Origin of the sequence: Rhodovulum bhavnagarense (genome assembly GCF_004343505.1) — a bacterium.
GTDB lineage: Bacteria > Pseudomonadota > Alphaproteobacteria > Rhodobacterales > Rhodobacteraceae > Rhodovulum > Rhodovulum bhavnagarense.
The window spans coordinates 16363-37136 of the sequence record NZ_SLXU01000018.1; the positions used below are offsets into that span (position 1 = coordinate 16363).

The following is a 20774-nucleotide window of genomic DNA, read 5'->3' on the forward strand; positions in this document are numbered from 1 at the left end:
TAAGCATTCCTGAACGCGATACGGGCGGAGGGGTGCATGGCCTATAACGATCCGAAAACGCTGGTCTCGACCGAGTGGCTGGCCGATCACCTGAAAGACCCCGACCTGCGCATTCTGGACGGGTCATGGTACCTGCCGACAGATCCGCGCGACCCACGCGCCGAATACGACCAGGCGCATATTCCCGGCGCGCGCTTTTTCGATATCGACGAGATTTCCGATCAGCGATCCGATCTGCCGCACATGGCGCCCCCGGTGGAAAAGTTCATCGCGCGGATGCGCGCGATGGGCGTGGGCGACGGGCACCAGGTCGTCGTCTATGACGGCATGGGCCTGTTTTCAGCGCCGCGCATCTGGTGGACCTTCCGCCTGATGGGCAAGACCGATATCGCCGTGCTGGACGGGGGCCTGCCGAAATGGCTGGCAGAGGGGCGGCCTGTAGAGGATCTGCCGCCCTTGGTGCGCGACAGGCACATGACCGTGCAGCGCCAGGCACATCTGATCAAGGACGTGACGCAGGTCGCCGCGGCCTCGAAACTGGGCGATTACGAGATCATCGACGCCCGCGCGCCCGGCCGTTTCGAGGGGCGCGAGCCAGAGCCGCGGCCGAACCTGCGCTCGGGCCATATCCCGAATTCCCGGAACGTGCATTTCGCCACCCTGCTGAACGCCGATGGCACGATGAAATCCCCCGACGATCTGCGCGCGGTGTTCGCCGCGGCGGGCGTGGACCTCGGCAAGCCCGCGATTGCAAGCTGTGGATCGGGCGTTAATTCTGCCCTGGTCTGCCTTGCGCTGGAACTGATCGGTCATCGCAACCACGCGGTTTACGACGGGTCGTGGACGGAATGGGGGATGTATAACGACCTGCCCGTGGCGACGGGGCCGGCATGATGCTGGGCCATCTCAGCCCACAGACCCCCGACAAGATCATGGCCTTGATGCAGGCCTATGCCGCCGATCCGCGCACCGACAAGATCGACCTGGGCGTGGGCGTATTCCGCGACGCGGCCGGGCACACCCCGGTCATGCGCGCCGTCAAGGCCGCCGAGGAACGGCTGTGGCAGATCCAGGAAACCAAGACCTACACCACACTGGCGGGTGATCCTGCCTTTTTAAGCGCGCTATCGGACCTCGTGCTTGGGCAAGAATCGCCCGCCGAGCGCCGCGCCGCCATCGCAACGCCCGGCGGCACCGGCGCCGTGCGGATGGGACTAGAACTGGCGCGGCTTGCGAATCCCGGCACGCGCATCTTCGTGCCCGACCCGAGCTGGCCCAACCACGCAGCGATCATCGGATTCCTCGGGCTGGAACGCGTGGATTACCGCTATTACGACGCGCGGGCGCGGAGCCTTGACACAGGGGGAATGCTGGTTGACCTGGAACGGGCCGGGCCGGGCGACGTGGTGCTGTTGCATGGCTGCTGTCACAACCCCACCGGCGCCGATCTAACCGCCGCAGACTGGCGGGCTGTGGCAGAGCTGTTGACGAAAACCGGTGCGCTGGCGATGGTCGATATCGCCTATCAAGGCTTTGGCGACGGGGTTCAGACCGATGCGACGGGCCTGAGGATACTGGTAACCGCCCTGCCAGAACTGATCGTGGCAACAAGCTGTTCCAAGAATTTCGGCATCTACCGCGAACGCACGGGTGCGGTTTTCGTGCTGGGCGAGACTACGAAAAGCCGCGACATGGCACAGTCCAACCTGACCATGCTGAACCGCCAGACCTATGCCTTTCCACCCGATCACGGCGCGCGGGTGGTCACGGAAATCCTGAACGACGCAGACCTGCGCGCCTGTTGGCAGGCAGAGTTGGACGGCATGCGCCTGCACATGCAACGCCAGCGCCAGGCGTTGGCCGACACCCTGCGGGAGATGAGCGGGTCGGACCGCTTCGCCCACCTGGGCGCGGAAAAGGGCATGTTCTCTCTGGTGGGCGCCAACCCCGAACAGGTGGAAAGAATGCGGGCCGAGCACGGCCTCTACATGATAGGCGACGGCCGGATCAACCTCGCGGGGCTATCGCTCGACAGGGTTCCACGCGTGGCAGAGGCGATGCTGGCGGCCGGTCTGTAACGGGCGTGGCGCCCGAAATGACGCGCCAGGACAACACGCCGGAAACAACAAACCCCCGGGCAGGGCCACGGGGGTCGTCGCACGGGGCCAAAGCCCCCGTTCGCATGTCGATCCTCAGAGAAGACCTTCGCGCTGCGCTTTCTTGCGCGCCAGCTTGCGGGCACGGCGAATGGCCTCGGCCTTCTCGCGAGCCTTCTTCTCGGAGGGTTTCTCGAAATGCTGCTTGAGCTTCATTTCGCGGAACACACCCTCGCGCTGAAGTTTCTTCTTCAGGGCCCGAAGAGCCTGATCGACATTGTTGTCGCGAACGCTAACCTGCATGTGGTTTTCACCACCTTTCCAGTTCGAGTTTCAAAAAAGCAGGAGGTGGCCGTATAGCAAAGGCTGCCTAACTTGTCTATACATCGTCCCCGACAAACGGAGGCCCGCAATGACCGAGAGCCCGAACGACATGGACCATGTGAAAAATACCCTATTGGACGCGATCCTGATCCACGTCCCCTTTGATGGCTGGAGCGAGACAGCCTTTCGCACCGCGATTGCCGAATCCCATACCGATGCCGGCCTGGCGCGGGCCGCCTGCCCGCGCGGCGCGCTGGATCTCGCGGTTGCCTATCACAAGCGCGGCGATGACCTGATGGCGCAGCGCATGGCCGAAACCGACCTGACCGACATGCGTATCCGCGACCGGATCGCCCTGGCGATTCGTTACCGGCTTGAGGCTGTCGAAGACAAGGAATGCGTGCGCCGCGGCACCACGCTGTTCGCCCTGCCGCAGCATGCCGGCGAAGGCACCCGTCTGGTCTGGGGCACCGCCGACCGGATCTGGACGGCACTGGGCGACAGTTCCGAGGATGTGAACTGGTACACCAAGCGCGCCTCGCTTTCGGCGGTCTATGGCGCGACCGTGCTCTACTGGCTGGGTGACGACACTTTTGACAGTCAGCCCACCTGGGAATTCCTCGACCGCCGGATCGAGGGGGTTATGCGGTTCGAAAAGGCAAAGGCGCGGATGCGGTCCAACCCCTTCTTGAAACCCTTCACCCTTGGCCCACGCATGGTCGGCAGCCAGATCAAGCCGCCCCATGCGCGCAAACCGTTGCAGATGCCCGGTTTCCTGCGCCCCAACGCCGCCAAGGGCGCGTGAGCCTGCCCGGACTGATGCGCGCCGTCGAAATCGCCGAACCCGGCGGTCCCGATGTGCTGCGCGCGTGCGATCGTCCCGTTCCCGCAGCGCGGGCAGGGGAAATCGTGATCCGTCTGGCCTATGCCGGTGTGAACCGACCCGATGCCCTTCAACGCGCGGGACAATACGCGCCGCCGCCCGGTGCCTCGGACCTGCCCGGACTAGAGGGCGCGGGCGAGGTTGTGGCCCTGGGCGAGGGTGTGAGCGGGCTATCGGTGGGTGACAAGGTATGTGCGCTGTTGCCCGGCGGTGGCTATGCCCAATACGTGGCCACCCCCGCCGCCCATGCCCTGCCCATTCCCGAGGGGCTGGGCCTGGAACAGGCCGCCTGCCTGCCCGAGACCTTCTTTACCGTCTGGTCCAACGTGTTCATGCGCGGGGGTCTAGAGGCGGGCGAGCGGTTCCTTGTCCATGGCGGCAGTTCGGGTATCGGCACGACCGCGATCCAGTTGGCCAAGGTGTTCGGCGCCCGCGTCTTTGCCACCGCCGGCAGTACCGAAAAATGCGCCGCCTGCATCACCCTGGGCGCAGAACGCGCGATCAACTACCGCGACGAGGATTTCGTCGATGTCCTGCGCGCAGAGGGCGGCGCGAACCTGATCCTCGACATGGTCGGCGGCGACTACCTGCCCCGCAACGTGCGCGCGCTGGCCGATGAGGGCCGCCTGGTACAGATCGCCTTTCTCAAGGGGCCGAAGGTCGAGTTGAACTTTGCCCAAGTCATGATGCGGCGTTTGACGATCACCGGTTCAACCCTGCGCCCGCAATCCGACCTGGCAAAGGCGCGCATCGCGGACGAATTGCGCGAAAAGGTCTGGCCGCTGATCGCCTCGGGGCGCGTGGCCCCAGTGATGGATTCGGAATTCCCGCTGGAAGAGGCCGCCGCCGCGCATGCGCGGATGGAAAGCTCGGCCCATGTGGGCAAGATCGTCCTGAAGATCGACTGAGAACGGGCGCGCGCGACGTTGCCCGATCCCGGATGGGCGCGTCGTAACGGTTGGTCGATCTCGTCTGCTGTGCAGGCAAATTCGGCCCCCGCCTGGCGTGACTGGATGCCAGGCGCCTTGCCCCGCCCTATTTCTGGCCCGCTAGGGCCAGCGCCTCGCGCAGCACATCGAGATCGCCCACGTGATTGGCCAGGATCAGGATAAGTTGCGCGTTCAGCGCCTGGCTTTCGGCCTCGCTCAGGCCCCTGTGCGCGTCCAGCAGCTCGGCCATGAAGGCATCATGTCCATCCAGGTTGGGGGTCGTGATCAGCGTCATTCCCGTCCCTCCCACAACGCGCGCAACGCGGCCGAGACCGCCTTGGGCTCTGCCGCGACCCAGCGCGCCGCGACAACCTGGTCGGGGCGGATCAGGTAAAGCGCGCGATCGGCACGCCCCAGGTAGCGGCGGCGGACGGTTTCGTTCACCTCTGCCCTGAGCTTGGGCACCTCGAGACCCGCGGGCGGGTCGCAATTGAAGGCAACCAGCCTCGCCTCTGCCCCCAGTGCCTGCATCAGCCAGCCAGACCCCTGCGGCGCGTCGGGCGCCACGGCACCGGGGCGCGACAGCGCGGGCAAGAGCCGATCGTCGGGCGCATCGGTTCGATAGACCGTGGGTTGCGAAAAACGACCGGGGTTGACCCAAGGGCGGGCAAATTCCGCCTTGCCCGCCAGTGCCAGCACCTGGTCGCGAAAAAGCTGCTCGACCCCCGGACGGGGGGTCATGAAGCGGGTCGCGCGGATTGCCTGCGTCAGGTTCTCATCGGCCGATTGCACCCGCTCGCGGTCATAGCTTTCCAGCAAGGTTTCCGGCGCGCGGCCCTGCAACACGGCGGCCAGCTTCCAACCCAGGTTGTCGACATCGCGCAAGCCCCCGTTGCCGCCCCGCGATCCGAACGGCGCCACCACGTGCGCCGCATCGCCCAGGAAGATCACCCGGCCATGAACGAACCGCGCCAGCCGTCGACATTGAAAGGTATAGACGCTGACCCAGTCCAATTCGAAATCGGGGCCGACCACCTGTTCGATCCGGGGGATGACCTTTTCGGGCCTCACCTCTTGCTTGGCGTTGGCATCGCGACCCAGGTGCAGGTCCAGCCGATAGACATTGCCCGCCTGCCGGTGCAACAGTGCCGACTGCCCGTCGTGAAAACTGGGATCGAACCAGAACCAGCGTTCGGGCGGGAAATCGGCCTCCATCTCGATATCTGCGACCAGGAAACGTTCCTCGAACATCTCGCCTTCGAATTCCAGGTCCATGGTCGCGCGCACGGTCGAACGCGCCCCGTCACAGGCCAGCAGGTAGTCCGCCTCAAGCATGTAGGGGCCGTCGGGGGTCTTGATACTGAGTGTCGCTGCCTCTGTCCCGGCCTCGACATCAATCACGCGGTTCTTGAACCGCAGGTCGATCAGCGGGTGGTCCAGAACCGCATCAACCAGGAATTCCTCGATGAAATATTGCTGGATATTGACGAAGGGCGGCATCCGGTCGCCGGGGTCACGCCCGAAATCCTCGGTGAATACCTCCTGGTCGCCATAGCAGGTCCGCCCCACCTGCCAGGGCGTACCAATATCCAGCACCTTGTCTGCGACGCCCAGCCGGTCAAGGATTTCCAGGCTGCGCCGCGACCAGCAGATCGCGCGCGACCCGGTGGCCACCCGGTCACCCTCGTCCAGCAGGACCGAGGCGATGCCGCGATGGGCCAGGTCAAGCGCCATAGCCAGCCCCACAGGCCCAGCCCCGACGATCACCACCCCGTGACGTGGCTCGGGCGTGCGCAAACCTGGGGGGGGATTGTAAGCGAAAGACTTGTATTCGTGGGGCATCAGCGGGTTCCTCCGGGGCTATACGCCGCGGGCACCGGCGCACCCGCCCCGAAAACGCTAAGGCAAGGGCAGGCCCTGCAACCGGGACGCCCGGGACCAATGGTCATGGCGTTCTCCCACACCCGTTCCTGGTTCTTCTTATCGGCGGTCAAAGTGTTGCAGCCGACGGCCATCTGCAACCGCTTTTTTGGGCAGATCCATCGCTCGTGCGGCGGTTTCGCGCATTGACGGAGTCGTTGCAAGGTCAACAATTGACCAGCTGTGGCCACCCGGAGGCTCGACGATGGACGGCGCGACGGTTGACGCTTTCGATCTGGACGAATTCCTGCCCTACCGGCTGTGCGTGGCGGCCAACCACGTGGGGCGCGAATTTGCCGAAAGGTATCGCCGCGAATTTGGTATTTCCATCGCGGAATGGCGCGTGCTGGCGCATCTGTCGCAAACCGGCCCGGTCAGCGTGCGCGAGATCAACGCCGCCGTCGACATGGACAAATCCAAGATTTCGCGCGCCGCGGCGCGGTTGCAGGCGGCGGGCCACATCACCAAGCAGGAAAACCCACGTGACCGCCGACTGGTTGAGCTGTCGTTGACCGCGACGGGACAGGATCTGTTGACGCGCCTGATCCCGGTGGCCCGCGAATACCAGGCCGAACTGACCGCGCGGCTGGGACCCGACGCGCAAGGCGTGGCCGATGCGCTGGTCCGGCTGGCCGGGCAGGACGCAACGTAAGGGATGCAGCACCCCGCGCGCCTCGCTACGGTCCGTCCAACACAAACGACCCCTGCAAGAGAGGACGGATGACCGGCATTGTGATCCTGGGCGGCGCACGCACCGCAATCGGCAGCTTCGGCGGCAGCCTAGCGGCCATTCCGCCGATCGAGCTTGGCGCGATCGTCGCCCGCGCCGCGCTGGACCGGGCTGGCGTCGACGGCCGCCAGATCGGCCATGTCGTGTTTGGCCATATCATCAATACCGAGCCCCGCGACATGTATCTCAGTCGCGTCGCCGCCATGCAGGCCGACATCCCCGAGACCACACCCGCGATGAACGTCAACAGGCTATGCGGTTCGGGCGTGCAGGCGGTGGTATCGGTCGCGCAATCGTTGATGCTGGGCGATGCCGATTTCGCGCTTGCGGGCGGTGCCGAATGCATGAGCCGTGCCCCCCATATCCTGCCCGCCGCCCGCTGGGGCCAGAAGATGGGCGATGCGCCCGCCGCCGACATGATGCTCGGCGCGCTGACCTGCCCCTTTGGCACCGGCCATATGGGCGTGACCGCCGAGAATGTCGCCGCCGAGCACGGGATCAGCCGTGCCGACCAGGATGCATTTGCCCTGGAGAGCCAGGCCCGCGCGGCGCGCGCCATCGCGGCGGGCCGCTTTGCCGATGAAATCGTGCCGGTCGAGGTGCCCCACAAGCGCGAGACGGTGATCTTTGCGGTGGACGAACACCCCAAGCCCACCACATCCGCGGCGTTGGCGGCCCTGCGCCCGGCATTTCGCCCCGATGGCACCGTGACCGCAGGCAATGCGAGCGGCATCAATGACGGCGCTGCGGCGCTTGTGCTGGCGCGCCAGGAGGCCGCCGAGGCGGCGGGGCTGAGAGCCGTGGCGCGGATTGTCGGCTATGCCCATGCAGGCGTCGCGCCCAGGGTCATGGGGCTGGGTCCGATCCCGGCCGTCCGGGCGGTTTGCGAAAAGACCGGGCTGAGCCTGGCCGAGTTCGACGTGATCGAAAGCAACGAGGCCTTTGCCGCGCAGGCCATTGCCGTGAACCGGGCCCTGGACCTGGACCCCGCCCGCGTCAACGCCGATGGTGGAGCCATCGCGCTGGGCCACCCGGTGGGGGCGACCGGCGCGATTCTCGTGGTCAAGGCCATCCATGCGCTTGCCCGCAACGGCGGACGCTATGGGCTGGTGACCATGTGCATCGGCGGCGGGCAGGGCATTGCGCTGGCGCTGGAACGTGTCTGAGACGTGATCTGATCGCGGCCCCTTGCGGGGCCATGCCTTTGCGGGTGCGCGCGCAAGGGCGCGCGGTTATGGGTATTTGACCCAAGAAGAAGACCCCAACGCAACGTGATCATCGACCGGACGATACGCCCTCGGCATCGACCAGCGAAAGCATGACAAAGCCCGGTGGGGGAGAGGCCAGACAGGTCTGACGCAGGTGGAGCCCCCCGGGCCAGCGGCGCACCATCTGCCGGCCGCATGAACGGCGGCGTGCCGCCGCTGCGCCTCGGGGGGCAGGTTCAAGGCATTTTCCCGCACCGCACCGCCGGGCGGGACAGCGATGCGCGGGCGGGCGTTTCCCGTCAACGGCGGGCAACGGGGCCACCACCCCGCGTTAATCCCGCGTTCACTCCGATCGCCAAGACTGATCCCTGATCGCAGCGGGAGAGGGCGATGGATCTGAACGATAGACTCGCACAGGAACGGCGGGCGCGGTTGGCCGCGGAACTGCTTCTGGATCGCAAGAGCCGCGCGTTATCCGCGGCCAATGCCCGTCTTGCCCGCCATGCACAGACCTTGTCCGACGAGATCTTGCAAACACGCCAGACCGCCGCCGATCTGCGCGACCGCAATGACGAGATGCTGTCCGAACTCGCCCATGCCGAGGCCGAGGCCCGGCTGGCCAATCGCCGGCTGTGGGAATCGCTCGAAACGATCCGAGACGGGTTTGCCCTGTTCGACGCCGAGGATCGTCTGGTGATGGCCAATCGCGCCTACCTGGCCGTGTTCGACGGGCTTGAGGGGGTTACACCAGGCGCGCGTTATGGCGAAATCCTGCGCCTGGCCGCAGAAGAGGGAGTGATCGATCCGGGCGGCGAAAGTCCGGGGGACTGGGTGGCGCGGATGCTGACCCGCTGGCGGGAAGAGCGGATCGCGCCGGTCGTCCAGCGGCTATATAGTGGCGAATACATCAAGCTGGTGGACCGGCGCACGCCTTCGGGGGACATGGTATCGCTGTGCCTGGACATCACCGACATGATGCGAATGTGGGCCGCGGTCGAGGCGATACCGGATGGTTTCGTTCTCTATGATCACGAGGACCGGCTAGTGATGTGCAACGAACACTATCGCGAGATCTACACGGAAAGTGCGGCGGCCATGGTGCCCGGCACCCCGTTCGAGGATATACTGCGCCACGGCCTGGACCATGGCCAGTATCCCGAGGCAGAGGGGCGCCGGGAGGACTGGCTGGCCGCGCGCATGGCCCGACACAACGCCCCGGACGAGATGCTGGAACAACGGCTGCGCGATGGCCGCTGGCTGCGCATCCTCGAAAAGCGTACCCCCGATGGCGGGCTGGTAGGGTTGCGCGTGGACATCACCGAACAAAAACGCCAGCAAGAGGCGCTGGAGCGCGCCCGCGTCGCCGCCGAGGCCGCCAACCGGGCCAAATCCGCCTTCTTCGCCAATATGAGCCACGAATTACGCACGCCCCTGAATGGCGTTGTGGGCATGGCCGAACTGATCTGCGACACGGACCTGACCGAGGAACAGCGGCTTTACGCCCGGACGATCCGCGATTCGGGCGAGGCGCTTTTGACCCTGTTGAACGACGTGCTGGATTTTTCCAAGATCGAGGCCGAAAGGCTCCATCTGCATCCCGAACCGTTCGACCTGGAACGCACGATCCACGAGATCGTGCTGTTGTTGCAGGCGCCCGCCCGCGACAAGGCGCTTGAGGTGCTGATCGATTACGACATGTTCCTGCCGACGCGGTTCACCGGCGACCGCGGCCGCATTCGCCAGGTTCTGACGAACCTGATCGGCAATGCTCTCAAGTTCACAGAGGCCGGCCACGTCCTGATCCGGGCCACCGGGATCGAGGATGATGGCGACATGCAGGTTCATATCGCGGTCGAGGATACCGGCATCGGCATCGACCCCGAGATGCAGGAACACATCTTTGGCGAATTCAACCAGGTCGAAGACCAGCAGAACCGCAAGTTCGGTGGCACCGGCCTGGGCCTGGCCATTACCCGCCGGCTGGTCGGGCTGATGGGGGGTGATATCTGGGTCGACTCGGAAAAAGGCAAGGGGTCCTGTTTCGGCATACGCCTGCCGCTGTCGGTGACCGAACGGGACGAGGCGCTGATCCTGCCACCGGGTACTGCGGCGCGACGGGTGCTGGTGATCGACGACCAGGCCGTGAACCGCACCATCCTGGAACGCCAGTTGGGCCAGATCGGGTTGATGGTGTCCTGTTTCGACACCGCCGCGGCGGCACTGGACAGCGCGGGGCAGACCGACCTGGTGGTGACCGACCACCGGATGCCCGGTATGGATGGCCCCGCCCTTGCCTCGGCATTGCGCGCGCGCGGCTATGGCGGCCCGATCCTGATGCTGACCTCGCACCCGGCAATGCTGCGCGAGGGGGCCGCAGGATCGGGGCCGGTGGACATGGTGTTGCAAAAACCGTTGTTGCGGCGCACCCTCTACGAGGCCATCACCCGTCTGGCACCGCCGCCATGCCCGTTGCCGCCAATGCGCAACAGGCCCCGCGCGATGCGCATCCTTGCCGCCGACGACAACCGTACAAACCGGCTGGTTCTGCAAAAGATGGTCGCGGAGCTGACGGTAGACATGCGCTATGCCACCGATGGCGATGCCGCGCTTGCCGCCTTTGCCGAGGATCGGCCTGACCTGGTGCTGATGGATATCTCGATGCCTGGCCGGGACGGAAAGGCCACCACCCAAGCACTACGCACGCTAGAGACGGAAAGCGGTGCGCCCCCGGTGCCGGTCGTCGCGCTGACCGCCCATGCGCTGGATGACGATCTGGGCGACATACTGGCCGCGGGATTGGATGCCTGCCTGACCAAGCCGCTGCGCAAGGCCGATCTCATGGCGATGATTGTGCGTTATCGCCCCGCTGACTGTCTGCCGACGGGGGCCCCCGGCGACGCGCCCGCGCCCGATGCACCCCCGCGCCGGGCCGCGGGCGCGCCGTCCTGATCGACCTAGTCGGCCTCTCCGCGCAGGAAAACCGGGCGATCCGGCTCAGAGGCATCAGGCATGTAGCGATATCCGCCGCTGTCGAACTCTGCCAGCGCTTGCGGATCGGTCACGCGATGTTCGACGATAAAACGGGCCATCGCGCCGCGCGCCTTCTTGGCGTAGAAACTGACGACCTTTGGCCCGCTGGGGCGTTCCTCGAAAAAGACCGGCGTGATCACCCTCAGATTCAGTGTCTCACGCGCCACCGCGCCGAAATATTCCTGGCTGGCGCAGTTGACCAGGACATCGGTGCCCGCCGTCCCGGCCGCCTCGTTCAGGGCGTGCGCAATCTTGTCACCCCAGTAGTCATAGAGGCTCTTGCCCCGGTCAGTAGCAAGTTTGCTGCCCATTTCCAGCCGGTGCGGCTGGATCGCGTCCAGCGGGCGCAACAGGCCGTAAAGCCCCGACAGGATGCGAAGGTGGTCCTGCGCATAGCGCAGCGCATCCTCATCCAGGGTTTCGGCCTCCAGCCCGGCATAGGTATCGCCATCGAACAACAGTGCGGCGGGCGTCAGCGCCTCGGGTGCGGGATCGGCGGCAAAGTCTGAAAAACGTGCGGCATTCAGCCGGGCCAGCTTGTCGCTGATCCCCATCAGTTTCGACAATTGCTCGTGGGTCAGTGCCCCGGCGACGCCCGCCAGGTACACCGCGTCCTGCTGAAACACGGGAAGGGTGATGCCCGGGCGCGTTCCCGGGGTCGGATCGAGGCGCTTCGCGGGTGAGATGACGACAAGCATTCGACAACCTTTCGTTTGATCGACGCGCAACCTAGCGATTGCGCCGGTGGCGTCCAGCCTCAGCCTCCCGCCAGCACCTCCAGGAAAGCCGGGCCAAAGCGTTCGGCCTTGGCCGGACCCATACCGGGCAGGCGGGCCAGTTCCTCGACCGAGGACGGCCGGCGTTCGGCGATATGGCGCAGCGTGGCATTGGGACAAGACAGGTATTTGCCCGTGCCGTCCGTGCCGCGGCTGAGATCGCGCTGCACCTCGGCCAGCCGATCGAACAGCGCGCCGGCCTCGCGCCCGGCCAGCCGGCGGCGCACGGGATGGGGTCTGTCCGCCGCGGCCCCGGTCACGACCTCTAGAAACGCCTGCCCGTATCGGTCCAGCTTGGTCGCGCCGACACCCGAAATCCGCGCCATGGCGTCCAGAGTGTCAGGGCGGCGCTCGGCCATCTCGATCAACGTGCGATCGTTGAAGATGACATAGGCGGGCACCCCGGCCGCCTTGGCCAAGGCGAACCTCTTGGCCTTTAGCGCGGAAAACAGCGGGGCATCCTCATCCGACACCTGTGCCTTGACCGCAGGCCGTACCGTGGCCGCCGCGATGGTATCCCGGCGCAGCTCGATCCCGTCCTCGCCGCGCAGGATCGGGCGGGCGGCCGACATCATCCGCAGCGCGCCATGGCGTTCGGGATCGGGGCGCACCAGGTCGCGGCCCATCATCTGACGGAACACCGCCTGCCATTGCGCCCGGTTCATATCGCGCCCCACGCCAAAGGTGGGCAGGCCGTCATGTCCGCGCTGCCGCACCTTGTCGGTCTCGTTGCCGGTCAGGATGTCGATCAGGTGGCCGGTGCCGAAATACTCCCCGGTGCGCAGCATGGCCGACAGCGCCTTGCGCACGGCCTCGGTCCCGTCGAAGCGGTCTGGCGGGGCGTCGCACAGGTCGCAATGGCCGCAGGGGTCGGCCTCTTCCCCGAAATAGGCCAGCAGCGTCTGGCGGCGGCATGTCAGCGCCTCGGCCAGGCCCAAGAGCGCGTTCAGCCGCGCGTGATCGGCGGCGCGGCGTTCGGGCGGGGCCGGGCTTTCGTCGATCTGGGACCGGCGCAGGCGGATGTCGTCGGGGCCGTACAGGGTCAGCGTCTCGGCCGGGGCGCCATCGCGGCCCGCCCGGCCGATTTCCTGGTAATAGGCCTCGATCGACTTGGGCAGGTCCGCATGGGCCACCCAGCGGATATCGGGCTTGTCCACCCCCATGCCAAAGGCGACGGTGGCCACCACGATCAGACCGTCCTCGGTGGCGAAGCGTTCCTCGACGGCGCGGCGCGCGTCCGCCTCCATCCCGCCGTGGTAGGCGCAGGCGGAATGCCCCTCCGCGGCCAGAGCGGCGGCAAGGCTTTCGGTCTTGGCGCGCGTGCCGCAATAGACGATGCCCGCCTGGCCCTTGCGTGCGGCGGCAAAGCCCAGGATCTGGCGGCGCGGGCTGTCCTTGGGTGCAAAGGCCAGATGGATGTTGGGCCGGTCGAAGCCGCGCAGGAAGGTTTCCGGCGCCACGCCATCGAACAGCCGTGCGACGATTTCCTCGCGTGTTTCGGCATCGGCCGTGGCGGTAAAGGCGGCCAGCGGCACGTCCAGCGCGCGGCGCAATTCGCCGATACGCAGGTAATCGGGGCGGAAATCATGGCCCCACTGGCTGACGCAATGGGCCTCGTCCACGGCAATCAGGCCGACGCCTATCCGGCGCAGCATCTGAACCGTGCCGCCCGAGGCCAACCGCTCGGGCGCCATGTAAAGCAGCTTCAATTCGCCCGCTTCAAGCGCGGCGAACACGGCCTCTGTCTCGGCCTCGGTATTGCCAGAGGTCAGGGCACCGGCCGCAACACCCGCCTCGCGCAGGCCTCGCACCTGGTCGCGCATAAGCGCGATCAACGGCGAGATCACAACCGTCACGCCGCCCCGCATCAGCGCGGGCAACTGGAAACACAGCGACTTGCCCCCGCCCGTTGGCATGATGGCAAGCGTGTTGTGCCCTTGGGCAACGGCCTGGACGATTTCCTCCTGCCCCCGACGAAAGGCGTCGAATCCGAACACATCGGACAACAGCGTATGGGCAGAGGTCATGGCACCTGCGGAAACGAAAGGCTGGCGGGGTCGAACGGACACTCCCACACTAACCGCAGGGGGACAAGACCGAGATATCAGACAAAGAGATAGATGTTGTTAGAGATGACGATGCGGATGGCATATATCGCGATCAGAACGATCAGCGGCGCAAGGTCGAGGCCTCCGGTATTGGGCAATATGCGGCGCACCGGACCATAAAGAGGCTCTAGCAGCCGGTTCAGCCCCTGCCATATCTGCATGACCAGGGGTTGATGAAGATTAAGCACCTGAAAACTGATCAGCCAGCTCATGATGATCTGGACGATGATCACGAACCACACCACGTCGAGGATCAGCAGGATTATCTGGAAAAGCGAAAGCATCGGGCGCGACCCTCTGGTGATGGCAACTGTCACAGAGGTAGGCCGCCCGCGCCGCTCGCGCAACCACGATTCCGCCGCGTCGGGCTTGACGCGCCCCGCGCGTCGGGCGAGGCAGCGCTCAATGACAGGAGCGTGCGCATGTATCCCTTTCTGAGACTGGCCAAGGAATTCTACGTCCACCGCAATGATCCCGCGCTGCCACTGACGGGCACCCATGTCTCGCATCACCTGTGCTGGCCTTGGGATCTGGACCTGTGGATGGAACTGAACAACGGCCGCACGCTGACCCTTCTGGATCTCGGGCGGCTACCGCTGGCGCGGCGCGTGGGCCTGATCGCGGTCATGAAATCGCAGGGCTGGGGGCTGACCATGGCAGGCGTCAGCGTGCGCTATCGCCGGCGGGTGCGGATGTTCGACCGGTTTCATACCCGTAGCCGCTGTATCGGCTGGGATGAACGTTTCATCTATATAGAACAGGGCATGTGGCGCGGCGGCGAGTGTTGCAACCACGCCCTTTACCGCGCGGCAGTGACCGATGCCAACGGGATCGTCACACCCGACCGGGTGATGCGCGCGATGGGGCTGGACGTGGCCTCGCCCCCGCTGCCCGGATGGGTCAGCGCCTGGATCGAGGCCGAGGCCAAACGTCCCTGGCCCCCCATGGCCGAGTGATCCTGCGGCCACTGCGCAGTTGCGCGGCCCCTTAAAGCCCTGTCTTATGCCCCCGAAAGTTGAAACGAGGGCAGCACATGGAACGATCGGCGCGGCGGCGCATCTGGGGATGGTGGTTCTATGACTGGGCCAGCCAGCCCTATGCCACGCTGCTGCTGACCTTCATCTTCGCCCCTTATGTCACGGATCTGGTTGGCGATGGCACCGCCGCACAGGCGGCCTGGGGCTATGGCGTGGGGACGGCCGGGCTGGTGATCGCCCTGCTGGCGCCGATCCTTGGCGCGGTGGCGGACAAGTCCGGGCACCGGATGCCGTGGATCGTTCTGTTCTCGGTGTTCTACATCCTGGGCGCCAGCGGCCTGTGGCTGGCCAATCCCGAGGCATTCAACCTGTGGCTGGTGCTGTTCTTCTTCGGCCTCGGCATGGTGGGGCTGGAATTCACCACGATATTCACCAACGCGATGCTGCCGGATCTGGCGCCGCGGGCCGAACTGGGCCGGATTTCCGGCAGCGGCTGGGCGTTCGGCTATGTCGGCGGGCTGATCGCCCTGGTGGCGATGCTGACGCTGTTTGCAGAGGGCGACACCGGTACGACCCTGATCGGGATCGAACCGATGCTAGGCCTCGACCCGGCCCTGCGCGAGGGTACGCGCTTTGTCGGGCCTTTCACCGCGCTTTGGTACGCGCTGTTCATCATACCGTTCTTCCTGTGGGTGCGCCTGCCGCGCCAGCCCGCCCGCGCCACGGTGCGCCAATCCCTGTCCGGGGCCCTGCCGGAATTCCGCGCAACGCTGGCGCATCTGCCACGCACGCCCAGCCTCACTGCGTACCTGCTGTCATCGATGTTCTATCGCGACGCGCTGAACGGGATGTATGTCTTTGGCGGCATCTACGCGGCGGGCGTGCTGGGCTGGTCGGTGATCGAGGTCGGCGTCTTCGGCATCCTCGCCGTGATCGCAGGGGCGGCCTTTTCCTGGCTGGGCGGACGGGCAGACCAACGTTTCGGCCCCAAGCCGGTGATCCTGTTCAACGTGATCGTGCTGACCATGGTCGGAATCGCCGTGATCTTCGTTTCGCGCGAGGCGGTGTTCGGCCTGCCTGTCGCACCGGGATCAAACCTGCCCGATATCGCTTTTTACATTCTCGGCGCGATCATCGGCGCGGCCGGCGGCGCATTGCAAACGGCAAGCCGCACGATGATGGTCCGTCAGGCCAACCCGGCGCGGATGACCGAAAGTTTCGGGCTTTACGCGCTATCGGGCAAGGCAACGGCATTCCTCGCGCCTCTCTCGATCGGGATCGTCACGGATTTGACCGGGACCCAGCAAATGGGCATCACGCCACTGGTTGTTCTGTTCGCATTGGGGCTTTTCCTGCTATTCTTCGTCCGGGCAGACGGCGAAAGGGCAGAACGATGGGACGCATCCTGACGGCAAGCCTGGTGGCGCTAGCCCTCGCCGGCCCAACCCATGCAGAGCCCCGGGCCAAGGACCTGTTCGGCGCCAAACGTGCGGCCAGCGCACAGGCCCCAGACCCGATCGGTCACTATTCCCGTGGCTGCGCAGCCGGGCTGGTGCAACTGCCCGAAACCGGGCCCACCTGGGCCGCCATGCGCCTGTCGCGCAACCGCAACTGGGGCCACCCCGACACGATCGAGTTCATCAAGCGGCTATCGGCCAAGGCCACGCAGGTTGGCTGGAAGGGGCTGTATATCGGCGATATCAGCCAGCCGCGCGGCGGGCCGATGGTGTCGGGCCATGCCAGCCACCAGATCGGGCTCGACGTGGATATCTGGATGTTGCCCCCCGAACGGCTGAACCTGACCCGCGCCGAGCGCGAAACCCTGTCCTCGATTTCCGTCCGCAGCACGGATCAACGCCACGTGAACGGTAATTTTACCCCTGCACATGCCGCGATCTTGACGGCTGCGGCCCGCGATCCAGCCGTTGATCGCATCTTTGTCACCCCGCCCGTCAAGATCGCACTATGCAAGACCGCCACCACCGCAGACACCCCCTGGATGCAAAAGATCCGGCCGCTTTACGGGCATCACTACCATTTCCACGTGCGCCTGAAATGCCCCCGCGGCGCGCGCCACTGCATCGACCAGGAGCCGACGGTAGCGGAACTGTCCGGGGGCGGGAACGGCTGCGACAAGACGCTAGAATGGTGGGTAACCGACTATCTCGAACCGCCCGCCCAGAGCGGTAGATCGAAAACACCCGTACCGCAAAAACGCCACCCGCGAGACTTCACCATGGATGACCTGCCCCGGGAATGCCGCGCGGTACTGGGCGCGGACTGAACAATCGCTTGAAATTCGCGCAAGTCGGCGCTAACTGCCATCCCGCCCGCAGCGTCGGGCCAAGTCTCCGCAACCTTGTAAAAACGGACCAGATCCCATGAACCGTATCCTGCCCGGCATCCTTGCCATGGCCGCCATCGTGGTGGCCTCCAACATCCTCGTGCAGTTCCTGTTCGGCCAATGGCTGACCTGGGGCGCGTTTACCTATCCGCTCGCCTTCCTCGTGACCGACGTGATGAACCGCGTCTACGGCCCCGGCCCCGCGCGCCGCGTGGTCTTAGCCGGTTTTCTGGTCGGGGTGGCCTGTTCCTTTGTCGGCACCCAGATCATGGGCGAATTCGGCCCACTGGTGACCCTGCGCATCGCCATGGGCTCTGGCCTGGCCTTCCTGACGGCGCAACTGCTGGACGTGGCGATCTTCGACCGGCTGCGGCAGGGGCGCTGGTGGCGCGCGCCGCTTGCCTCTACCCTGGTGGGGTCGTCCGTCGATACGGCGATCTTCTTCACCCTGGCCTTCTCGGCTTCGCTGACCTTCCTGGAACCGGGCAACGACGTGTCCTGGGCGGGCGAGGCGCTGCCGCTTCTGGGGCTGGGCCCGGTGGTGCCGCTCTGGGTGTCGCTGGCGGTGGCCGACTGGTGTGTCAAACTTGCCCTCGCCTTGATCGCGCTGATCCCGTTCCGCCTGATTGTTAGGCGCCTCACCGCACGGGTTGCGTAAAAGCGTTTGACGAACACAAGATCTGTGGCACGCTATTCCTGACGGCAACAACAGAAAGGAGGTGGTCCAGTGTCTAGAGTGATATTGGAGAGAGAGGTTGGAACAGTCGGAGGGGCCGTGGTCTGAGGGCAACCCCCGGACCGAAACGCTTTCGATTGGGCCTCACGCTCTAACCGGCCCATCTCCGTAGCTCTCGGGGCCGCCTGACACAGGCGGCCCTTTCCTGTTAAGAGCGTCCCATGCTGCGCATCAGTGACGATATTGCCATCGAAGACTGGGAACTGACCGAGGTGTTTTCCCGGTCCTCAGGCCCCGGCGGGCAGAACGTGAACAAGGTGTCGACCGCCGTGGATCTGCGGTTCGAGGCCGCCCGCTCCCCCAACCTGCCCGCCCCGGTCAAGACCCGCCTCAAACGGCTGGCCGGCCGCCGCTGGACGGCCGACGGCGCGGTGCTGATCCGCGTGGAAGACACCCGCAGCCAGGCCCGCAACCGCGAGATCGCGCGTGAGCGGCTGGCCGAGCTGGTGAAGAAGGCGCTGGTGGCGCCGAAGAAACGGCGGCCGACGCGGCCGACCCTCGGCTCTCAGCGCCGCCGCCTGAAAGCCAAGAAGGAACGCGGCGAAATCAAGAGCTTGCGCGGGCGGGTGACGGGCGAGGACTGACCGCCGCGCCCCCTGCCGGCGCCGCGCGGGCTGCGGCCGCCCAACATGGGTATTTTTTCCAAGAAGAAGACAAGGGCGCGCGATACCCCCCTTCTTCTTGGGAAAAATACCCATGGCCGAACAACAGCCACCGGGCGCGGGGCTGGGGGTTCAGACCACCACCTCCCGCGCCACCTGCTCGCCCACCCCGAAGACCCGCTTGTAGCGGGCGATCTCGGCCTCGGGGCCCATCGCCTTGTTGGGGTTGTCCGACAGTTTGACCGTGGGGCGCCCATTGGCCGAGACCGCCTTGCAGACCAGGCTGAAGGGCGCCAGCCCGTCATCGGGCACAAGCCCGCGGAAATCGTTGGTCAGCAGCGTGCCCCAGCCGAAGCTGATCTTGGCGCGGTCCTTGAACCGGTCGTAAAGATCGTGGATCAAGTCCACGTCCAGCCCGTCGGAGAAGATGATCAGTTTCTGCGTCGGGTCCTCGCCACGGTCCTGCCACCAGCGGATCGCGGTTTCCGCGCCTTCGAAGGGGTTGCCCGAATCGATGCGGATGCCGGTCCAGCCGGCCAGCCAGTCGGGCGCGTTGTCGAGGAAGCCCCTGGTGCCATAGGTGTCGGGCAGGATGATGCGCAGGTTGCCGTCATGTTCCTCGTGCCAGTCGGCCAGCACCTTGTAGGGCGCCTCGCGCAACGCGGCGTCGGTTTCGGCCAGCGCGGCATAGACCATGGGCAATTCGTGGGCGTTGGTGCCGATCGCCTCGATATCGTGGCGCATGGCGATCAGGCAGTTGGAGGTGCCGACGAACTTGTCGCCCAGCCCTTCCATCATCGCCTGCACGCACCAGTCCTGCCACAGGAAGGAGTGCCGCCGCCGCGTACCGAAATCGGCGACCTTGAGCTTGTCCAGCGGTTTCAGCCGCTCGACCTTTTCCCACAGCTTGGTCATGGCGCGGGCGTACAGCACCTGCAGCTCGAACTTGCCCATATGCGCCAGAACCGCGCGCCCGCGCAGTTCCATCAGCACGGCAAGCGCGGGAATTTCCCACATCATCACCTCGGGCCAGCGGCCCTCGAAGGTCAGCTCGTACTGGCCGTCGCGCTTTTCCAGGGTGTAGGGCGGCAGTTGCAGGTTTTCGTACCACTCCATGAAATCGGGGCGGAACATCTGGCGCTTGCCGTAGAAGGTATTGCCGCGCAGCCATGTGCTTTCGCCGCGGGTCAGGCGCAGGGTGCGGATGTGGTCAAGCTGTTCGCGCAGCTCTCCCTCGTCGATCAGCTCGGCCAGGCGGATATCGGTGGAGCGGTTGATGATCGAGAAGCTGACCTCGGTATCGGGTTTGTTTCGGAACACCGACTGGCACATCAGCAACTTGTAGAAATCCGTGTCGATCAGGGACCGCACGATCGGGTCGATCTTCCATTTGTGGTTATAGACCCGCGTGGCGATATCGACCATCTTCACGGTTCCAGCACGATATTGGCGTCGAGCATCGTCGTGCGCGCGTCTTCCAGCGAGCCGTTAAGGTCGATGCCGCGGCAGGCCCCCTCGACGATAGTGACCGCGTAGCCCAGGCGGACCGCGTCCAGCGCCGAATAGAGCACGCAGAAATCGGTGGCCAGCCCGACCAGCGTCAACTTGTCGATACCTTTGGGGGAGAGGTAATCATCAAGCCCGGTGGACGTTTCGTGGTCGTTCTCGAAAAAGGCCGAATAGCTGTCGATCTCGGGGCGGCAGCCTTTTCGGACGACGTGATCGGCCCTTGAGACATCGAGATCGGGGTGGAAAGCTGCCCCGCGGCTGTCTTGCACACAATGCACCGGCCACAAGATTTGCGGCCCGTAGGGCATCTCTATGACTTCGAGGGGCTGGCGCCCCGCATGGTTGGCCGCGAAAGAGCCGTGATCGGCAGGGTGCCAGTCCTGGGTGAGGATACGGGTCTGGAATTCGTCCATCAGCGCATTGATACGCGGCACGACGGCATCGCCATCCGGCACGGCAAGCGCACCGCCGGGGCAGAAATCGTTCTGCACGTCGATCACGATCAGGGCTTCGTTGGCGGGTCGCATGGGCCTTCCTCCGGTCTGATGCCGACTCGGGTTACGCACCTGCCCCGCGCAGGTCAATGGCTGCGCCTGTCGCGG

Annotated in this window: 20 protein-coding genes; 12 read left to right on the forward strand and 8 right to left on the reverse strand. The window is 65.5% G+C overall.

Annotated features, from left to right (window positions below):
• Window positions 1-36 precede the first annotated feature (36 nt).
• Together sseA and EV663_RS13685 are read left to right on the forward strand one after the other, a co-directional pair.
• Entirely contained in the window at window positions 37-894 is an 858-nt protein-coding gene (sseA, locus tag EV663_RS13680) for a 3-mercaptopyruvate sulfurtransferase (protein WP_132952805.1), read from the forward strand.
• A complete protein-coding gene (locus EV663_RS13685) occupies window positions 894-2078 on the forward strand; it encodes an amino acid aminotransferase (protein ID WP_132952807.1) in 1185 nt (394 codons plus the stop codon). Before sseA ends, EV663_RS13685 begins: the two co-directional genes overlap by 1 nt.
• Before the next feature lie 114 nt (window positions 2079-2192).
• On the opposite strand, the gene rpsU is transcribed toward EV663_RS13685, so the two are convergent.
• On the reverse strand, window positions 2193-2399 hold the full coding sequence (gene rpsU / locus EV663_RS13690) for a 30S ribosomal protein S21 (RefSeq protein ID WP_005614280.1): 207 nt from the start codon (window positions 2397-2399) through the stop codon (window positions 2193-2195).
• A 109-nt stretch (window positions 2400-2508) separates the two neighbouring features.
• On the opposite strand from rpsU, the gene EV663_RS13695 reads away from it, so the two are divergent.
• Together EV663_RS13695 and EV663_RS13700 are read left to right on the forward strand one after the other, a co-directional pair.
• Complete coding sequence (locus tag EV663_RS13695) at window positions 2509-3225, forward strand: COQ9 family protein (RefSeq protein ID WP_132952809.1); 717 nt, start codon at window positions 2509-2511, stop codon at window positions 3223-3225.
• 14 nt (window positions 3226-3239) lie between these two features.
• Window positions 3240-4211, forward strand: coding sequence for an NAD(P)H-quinone oxidoreductase (locus EV663_RS13700; RefSeq protein ID WP_425057144.1), 972 nt, complete (start codon window positions 3240-3242; stop codon window positions 4209-4211).
• A gap of 127 nt (window positions 4212-4338) precedes the next feature.
• Here the strand turns inward: EV663_RS13700 and EV663_RS13705 are convergent, their stop codons facing one another.
• Together EV663_RS13705 and EV663_RS13710 are read right to left on the reverse strand one after the other, a co-directional pair.
• Window positions 4339-4527: a DUF2783 domain-containing protein gene (locus EV663_RS13705; RefSeq protein ID WP_132952811.1), complete on the reverse strand. Its 189-nt coding sequence runs from the start codon at window positions 4525-4527 to the stop codon at window positions 4339-4341.
• Window positions 4524-6074 (reverse strand): FAD-dependent monooxygenase, encoded by a 1551-nt coding sequence (locus EV663_RS13710; RefSeq protein WP_132952813.1) that lies wholly within the window; start codon window positions 6072-6074, stop codon window positions 4524-4526. Before EV663_RS13710 ends, EV663_RS13705 begins: the two co-directional genes overlap by 4 nt.
• A 283-nt stretch (window positions 6075-6357) precedes the next feature.
• Here EV663_RS13710 and EV663_RS13715 point away from each other — a divergent pair, with 283 nt between their 5' ends.
• The 3 genes from EV663_RS13715 (at window position 6358) to EV663_RS13725 (ending at window position 11039) form a co-directional block, all read left to right on the forward strand.
• A complete protein-coding gene (locus tag EV663_RS13715) occupies window positions 6358-6804 on the forward strand; it encodes a MarR family winged helix-turn-helix transcriptional regulator (protein ID WP_132952815.1) in 447 nt (148 codons plus the stop codon).
• Between the two features lie 68 nt (window positions 6805-6872).
• Window positions 6873-8048, forward strand: a complete 1176-nt coding sequence (gene bktB / locus EV663_RS13720; protein WP_132952817.1) for a beta-ketothiolase BktB — start codon at window positions 6873-6875, stop codon at window positions 8046-8048.
• Window positions 8049-8480: 432 nt separating this feature from the next.
• Entirely contained in the window at window positions 8481-11039 is a 2559-nt protein-coding gene (locus EV663_RS13725; protein ID WP_132952819.1) for a hybrid sensor histidine kinase/response regulator, read from the forward strand.
• 5 nt (window positions 11040-11044) lie between these two features.
• On the opposite strand, the gene yaaA is transcribed toward EV663_RS13725, so the two are convergent.
• The 3 genes from yaaA to EV663_RS13740 all read right to left on the reverse strand — a co-directional run bounded on the left by yaaA (window position 11045) and on the right by EV663_RS13740 (window position 14288).
• A complete protein-coding gene (yaaA, locus tag EV663_RS13730) occupies window positions 11045-11818 on the reverse strand; it encodes a peroxide stress protein YaaA (protein ID WP_132952821.1) in 774 nt (257 codons plus the stop codon).
• Window positions 11819-11877: 59 nt separating this feature from the next.
• Window positions 11878-13923, reverse strand: coding sequence for a DNA helicase RecQ (recQ, locus tag EV663_RS13735; protein WP_132952823.1), 2046 nt, complete (start codon window positions 13921-13923; stop codon window positions 11878-11880).
• 77 nt (window positions 13924-14000) lie between these two features.
• Window positions 14001-14288, reverse strand: a complete 288-nt coding sequence (locus tag EV663_RS13740) for a YggT family protein (RefSeq protein WP_132952825.1) — start codon at window positions 14286-14288, stop codon at window positions 14001-14003.
• A 138-nt stretch (window positions 14289-14426) separates the two neighbouring features.
• On the opposite strand from EV663_RS13740, the gene EV663_RS13745 reads away from it, so the two are divergent.
• From EV663_RS13745 to arfB, 5 genes are all read left to right on the forward strand, one after another.
• Window positions 14427-14960 (forward strand): acyl-CoA thioesterase, encoded by a 534-nt coding sequence (locus EV663_RS13745; RefSeq protein WP_132952827.1) that lies wholly within the window; start codon window positions 14427-14429, stop codon window positions 14958-14960.
• Between the two features lie 77 nt (window positions 14961-15037).
• Window positions 15038-16390, forward strand: a complete 1353-nt coding sequence (locus EV663_RS13750) for an MFS transporter (protein WP_132952829.1) — start codon at window positions 15038-15040, stop codon at window positions 16388-16390.
• The gene (gene mepA / locus EV663_RS13755) at window positions 16375-17265 is read left to right on the forward strand and encodes a penicillin-insensitive murein endopeptidase (protein ID WP_132952831.1); all 891 of its coding nucleotides are present in this window, start codon (window positions 16375-16377) and stop codon (window positions 17263-17265) included. The genes EV663_RS13750 and mepA overlap by 16 nt, the downstream gene beginning before the upstream one ends.
• Before the next feature lie 97 nt (window positions 17266-17362).
• Window positions 17363-17983, forward strand: coding sequence for a queuosine precursor transporter (locus EV663_RS13760; protein ID WP_132952833.1), 621 nt, complete (start codon window positions 17363-17365; stop codon window positions 17981-17983).
• Window positions 17984-18222: 239 nt separating this feature from the next.
• The gene (arfB, locus tag EV663_RS13765; protein ID WP_132952835.1) at window positions 18223-18645 is read left to right on the forward strand and encodes an alternative ribosome rescue aminoacyl-tRNA hydrolase ArfB; all 423 of its coding nucleotides are present in this window, start codon (window positions 18223-18225) and stop codon (window positions 18643-18645) included.
• Window positions 18646-18795: 150 nt separating this feature from the next.
• Here the strand turns inward: arfB and pncB are convergent, their stop codons facing one another.
• Window positions 18796-20088 carry a nicotinate phosphoribosyltransferase gene (gene pncB / locus EV663_RS13770; RefSeq protein WP_132952837.1) on the reverse strand — a complete coding sequence of 431 codons (1293 nt, stop codon included), beginning with the start codon at window positions 20086-20088 and terminating at the stop codon, window positions 18796-18798.
• A 2-nt stretch (window positions 20089-20090) separates the two neighbouring features.
• Window positions 20091-20699 (reverse strand): bifunctional nicotinamidase/pyrazinamidase, encoded by a 609-nt coding sequence (pncA, locus tag EV663_RS13775; RefSeq protein ID WP_132952839.1) that lies wholly within the window; start codon window positions 20697-20699, stop codon window positions 20091-20093.
• Window positions 20700-20774 lie beyond the last annotated feature (75 nt).

What these genes read in the sequence shown, in the direction of transcription:
- sseA (WP_132952805.1), top strand. Translation starts at nt 37, where the DNA reads ATGGCCTATAACGATCCGAAAACGCTGGTCTCGACCGAGTGGCTGGCC.
- EV663_RS13685 (WP_132952807.1), top strand. Translation starts at nt 894, where the DNA reads ATGCTGGGCCATCTCAGCCCACAGACCCCCGACAAGATCATGGCCTTG.
- rpsU (WP_005614280.1), bottom strand. Translation starts at nt 2,399, where the DNA reads ATGCAGGTTAGCGTTCGCGACAACAATGTCGATCAGGCTCTTCGGGCC.
- EV663_RS13695 (WP_132952809.1), top strand. Translation starts at nt 2,509, where the DNA reads ATGACCGAGAGCCCGAACGACATGGACCATGTGAAAAATACCCTATTG.
- EV663_RS13700 (WP_425057144.1), top strand. Translation starts at nt 3,240, where the DNA reads ATGCGCGCCGTCGAAATCGCCGAACCCGGCGGTCCCGATGTGCTGCGC.
- EV663_RS13705 (WP_132952811.1), bottom strand. Translation starts at nt 4,527, where the DNA reads ATGACGCTGATCACGACCCCCAACCTGGATGGACATGATGCCTTCATG.
- EV663_RS13710 (WP_132952813.1), bottom strand. Translation starts at nt 6,074, where the DNA reads ATGCCCCACGAATACAAGTCTTTCGCTTACAATCCCCCCCCAGGTTTG.
- EV663_RS13715 (WP_132952815.1), top strand. Translation starts at nt 6,358, where the DNA reads ATGGACGGCGCGACGGTTGACGCTTTCGATCTGGACGAATTCCTGCCC.
- bktB (WP_132952817.1), top strand. Translation starts at nt 6,873, where the DNA reads ATGACCGGCATTGTGATCCTGGGCGGCGCACGCACCGCAATCGGCAGC.
- EV663_RS13725 (WP_132952819.1), top strand. Translation starts at nt 8,481, where the DNA reads ATGGATCTGAACGATAGACTCGCACAGGAACGGCGGGCGCGGTTGGCC.
- yaaA (WP_132952821.1), bottom strand. Translation starts at nt 11,818, where the DNA reads ATGCTTGTCGTCATCTCACCCGCGAAGCGCCTCGATCCGACCCCGGGA.
- recQ (WP_132952823.1), bottom strand. Translation starts at nt 13,923, where the DNA reads ATGACCTCTGCCCATACGCTGTTGTCCGATGTGTTCGGATTCGACGCC.
- EV663_RS13740 (WP_132952825.1), bottom strand. Translation starts at nt 14,288, where the DNA reads ATGCTTTCGCTTTTCCAGATAATCCTGCTGATCCTCGACGTGGTGTGG.
- EV663_RS13745 (WP_132952827.1), top strand. Translation starts at nt 14,427, where the DNA reads ATGTATCCCTTTCTGAGACTGGCCAAGGAATTCTACGTCCACCGCAAT.
- EV663_RS13750 (WP_132952829.1), top strand. Translation starts at nt 15,038, where the DNA reads ATGGAACGATCGGCGCGGCGGCGCATCTGGGGATGGTGGTTCTATGAC.
- mepA (WP_132952831.1), top strand. Translation starts at nt 16,375, where the DNA reads ATGGGACGCATCCTGACGGCAAGCCTGGTGGCGCTAGCCCTCGCCGGC.
- EV663_RS13760 (WP_132952833.1), top strand. Translation starts at nt 17,363, where the DNA reads ATGAACCGTATCCTGCCCGGCATCCTTGCCATGGCCGCCATCGTGGTG.
- arfB (WP_132952835.1), top strand. Translation starts at nt 18,223, where the DNA reads ATGCTGCGCATCAGTGACGATATTGCCATCGAAGACTGGGAACTGACC.
- pncB (WP_132952837.1), bottom strand. Translation starts at nt 20,088, where the DNA reads ATGGTCGATATCGCCACGCGGGTCTATAACCACAAATGGAAGATCGAC.
- pncA (WP_132952839.1), bottom strand. Translation starts at nt 20,699, where the DNA reads ATGCGACCCGCCAACGAAGCCCTGATCGTGATCGACGTGCAGAACGAT.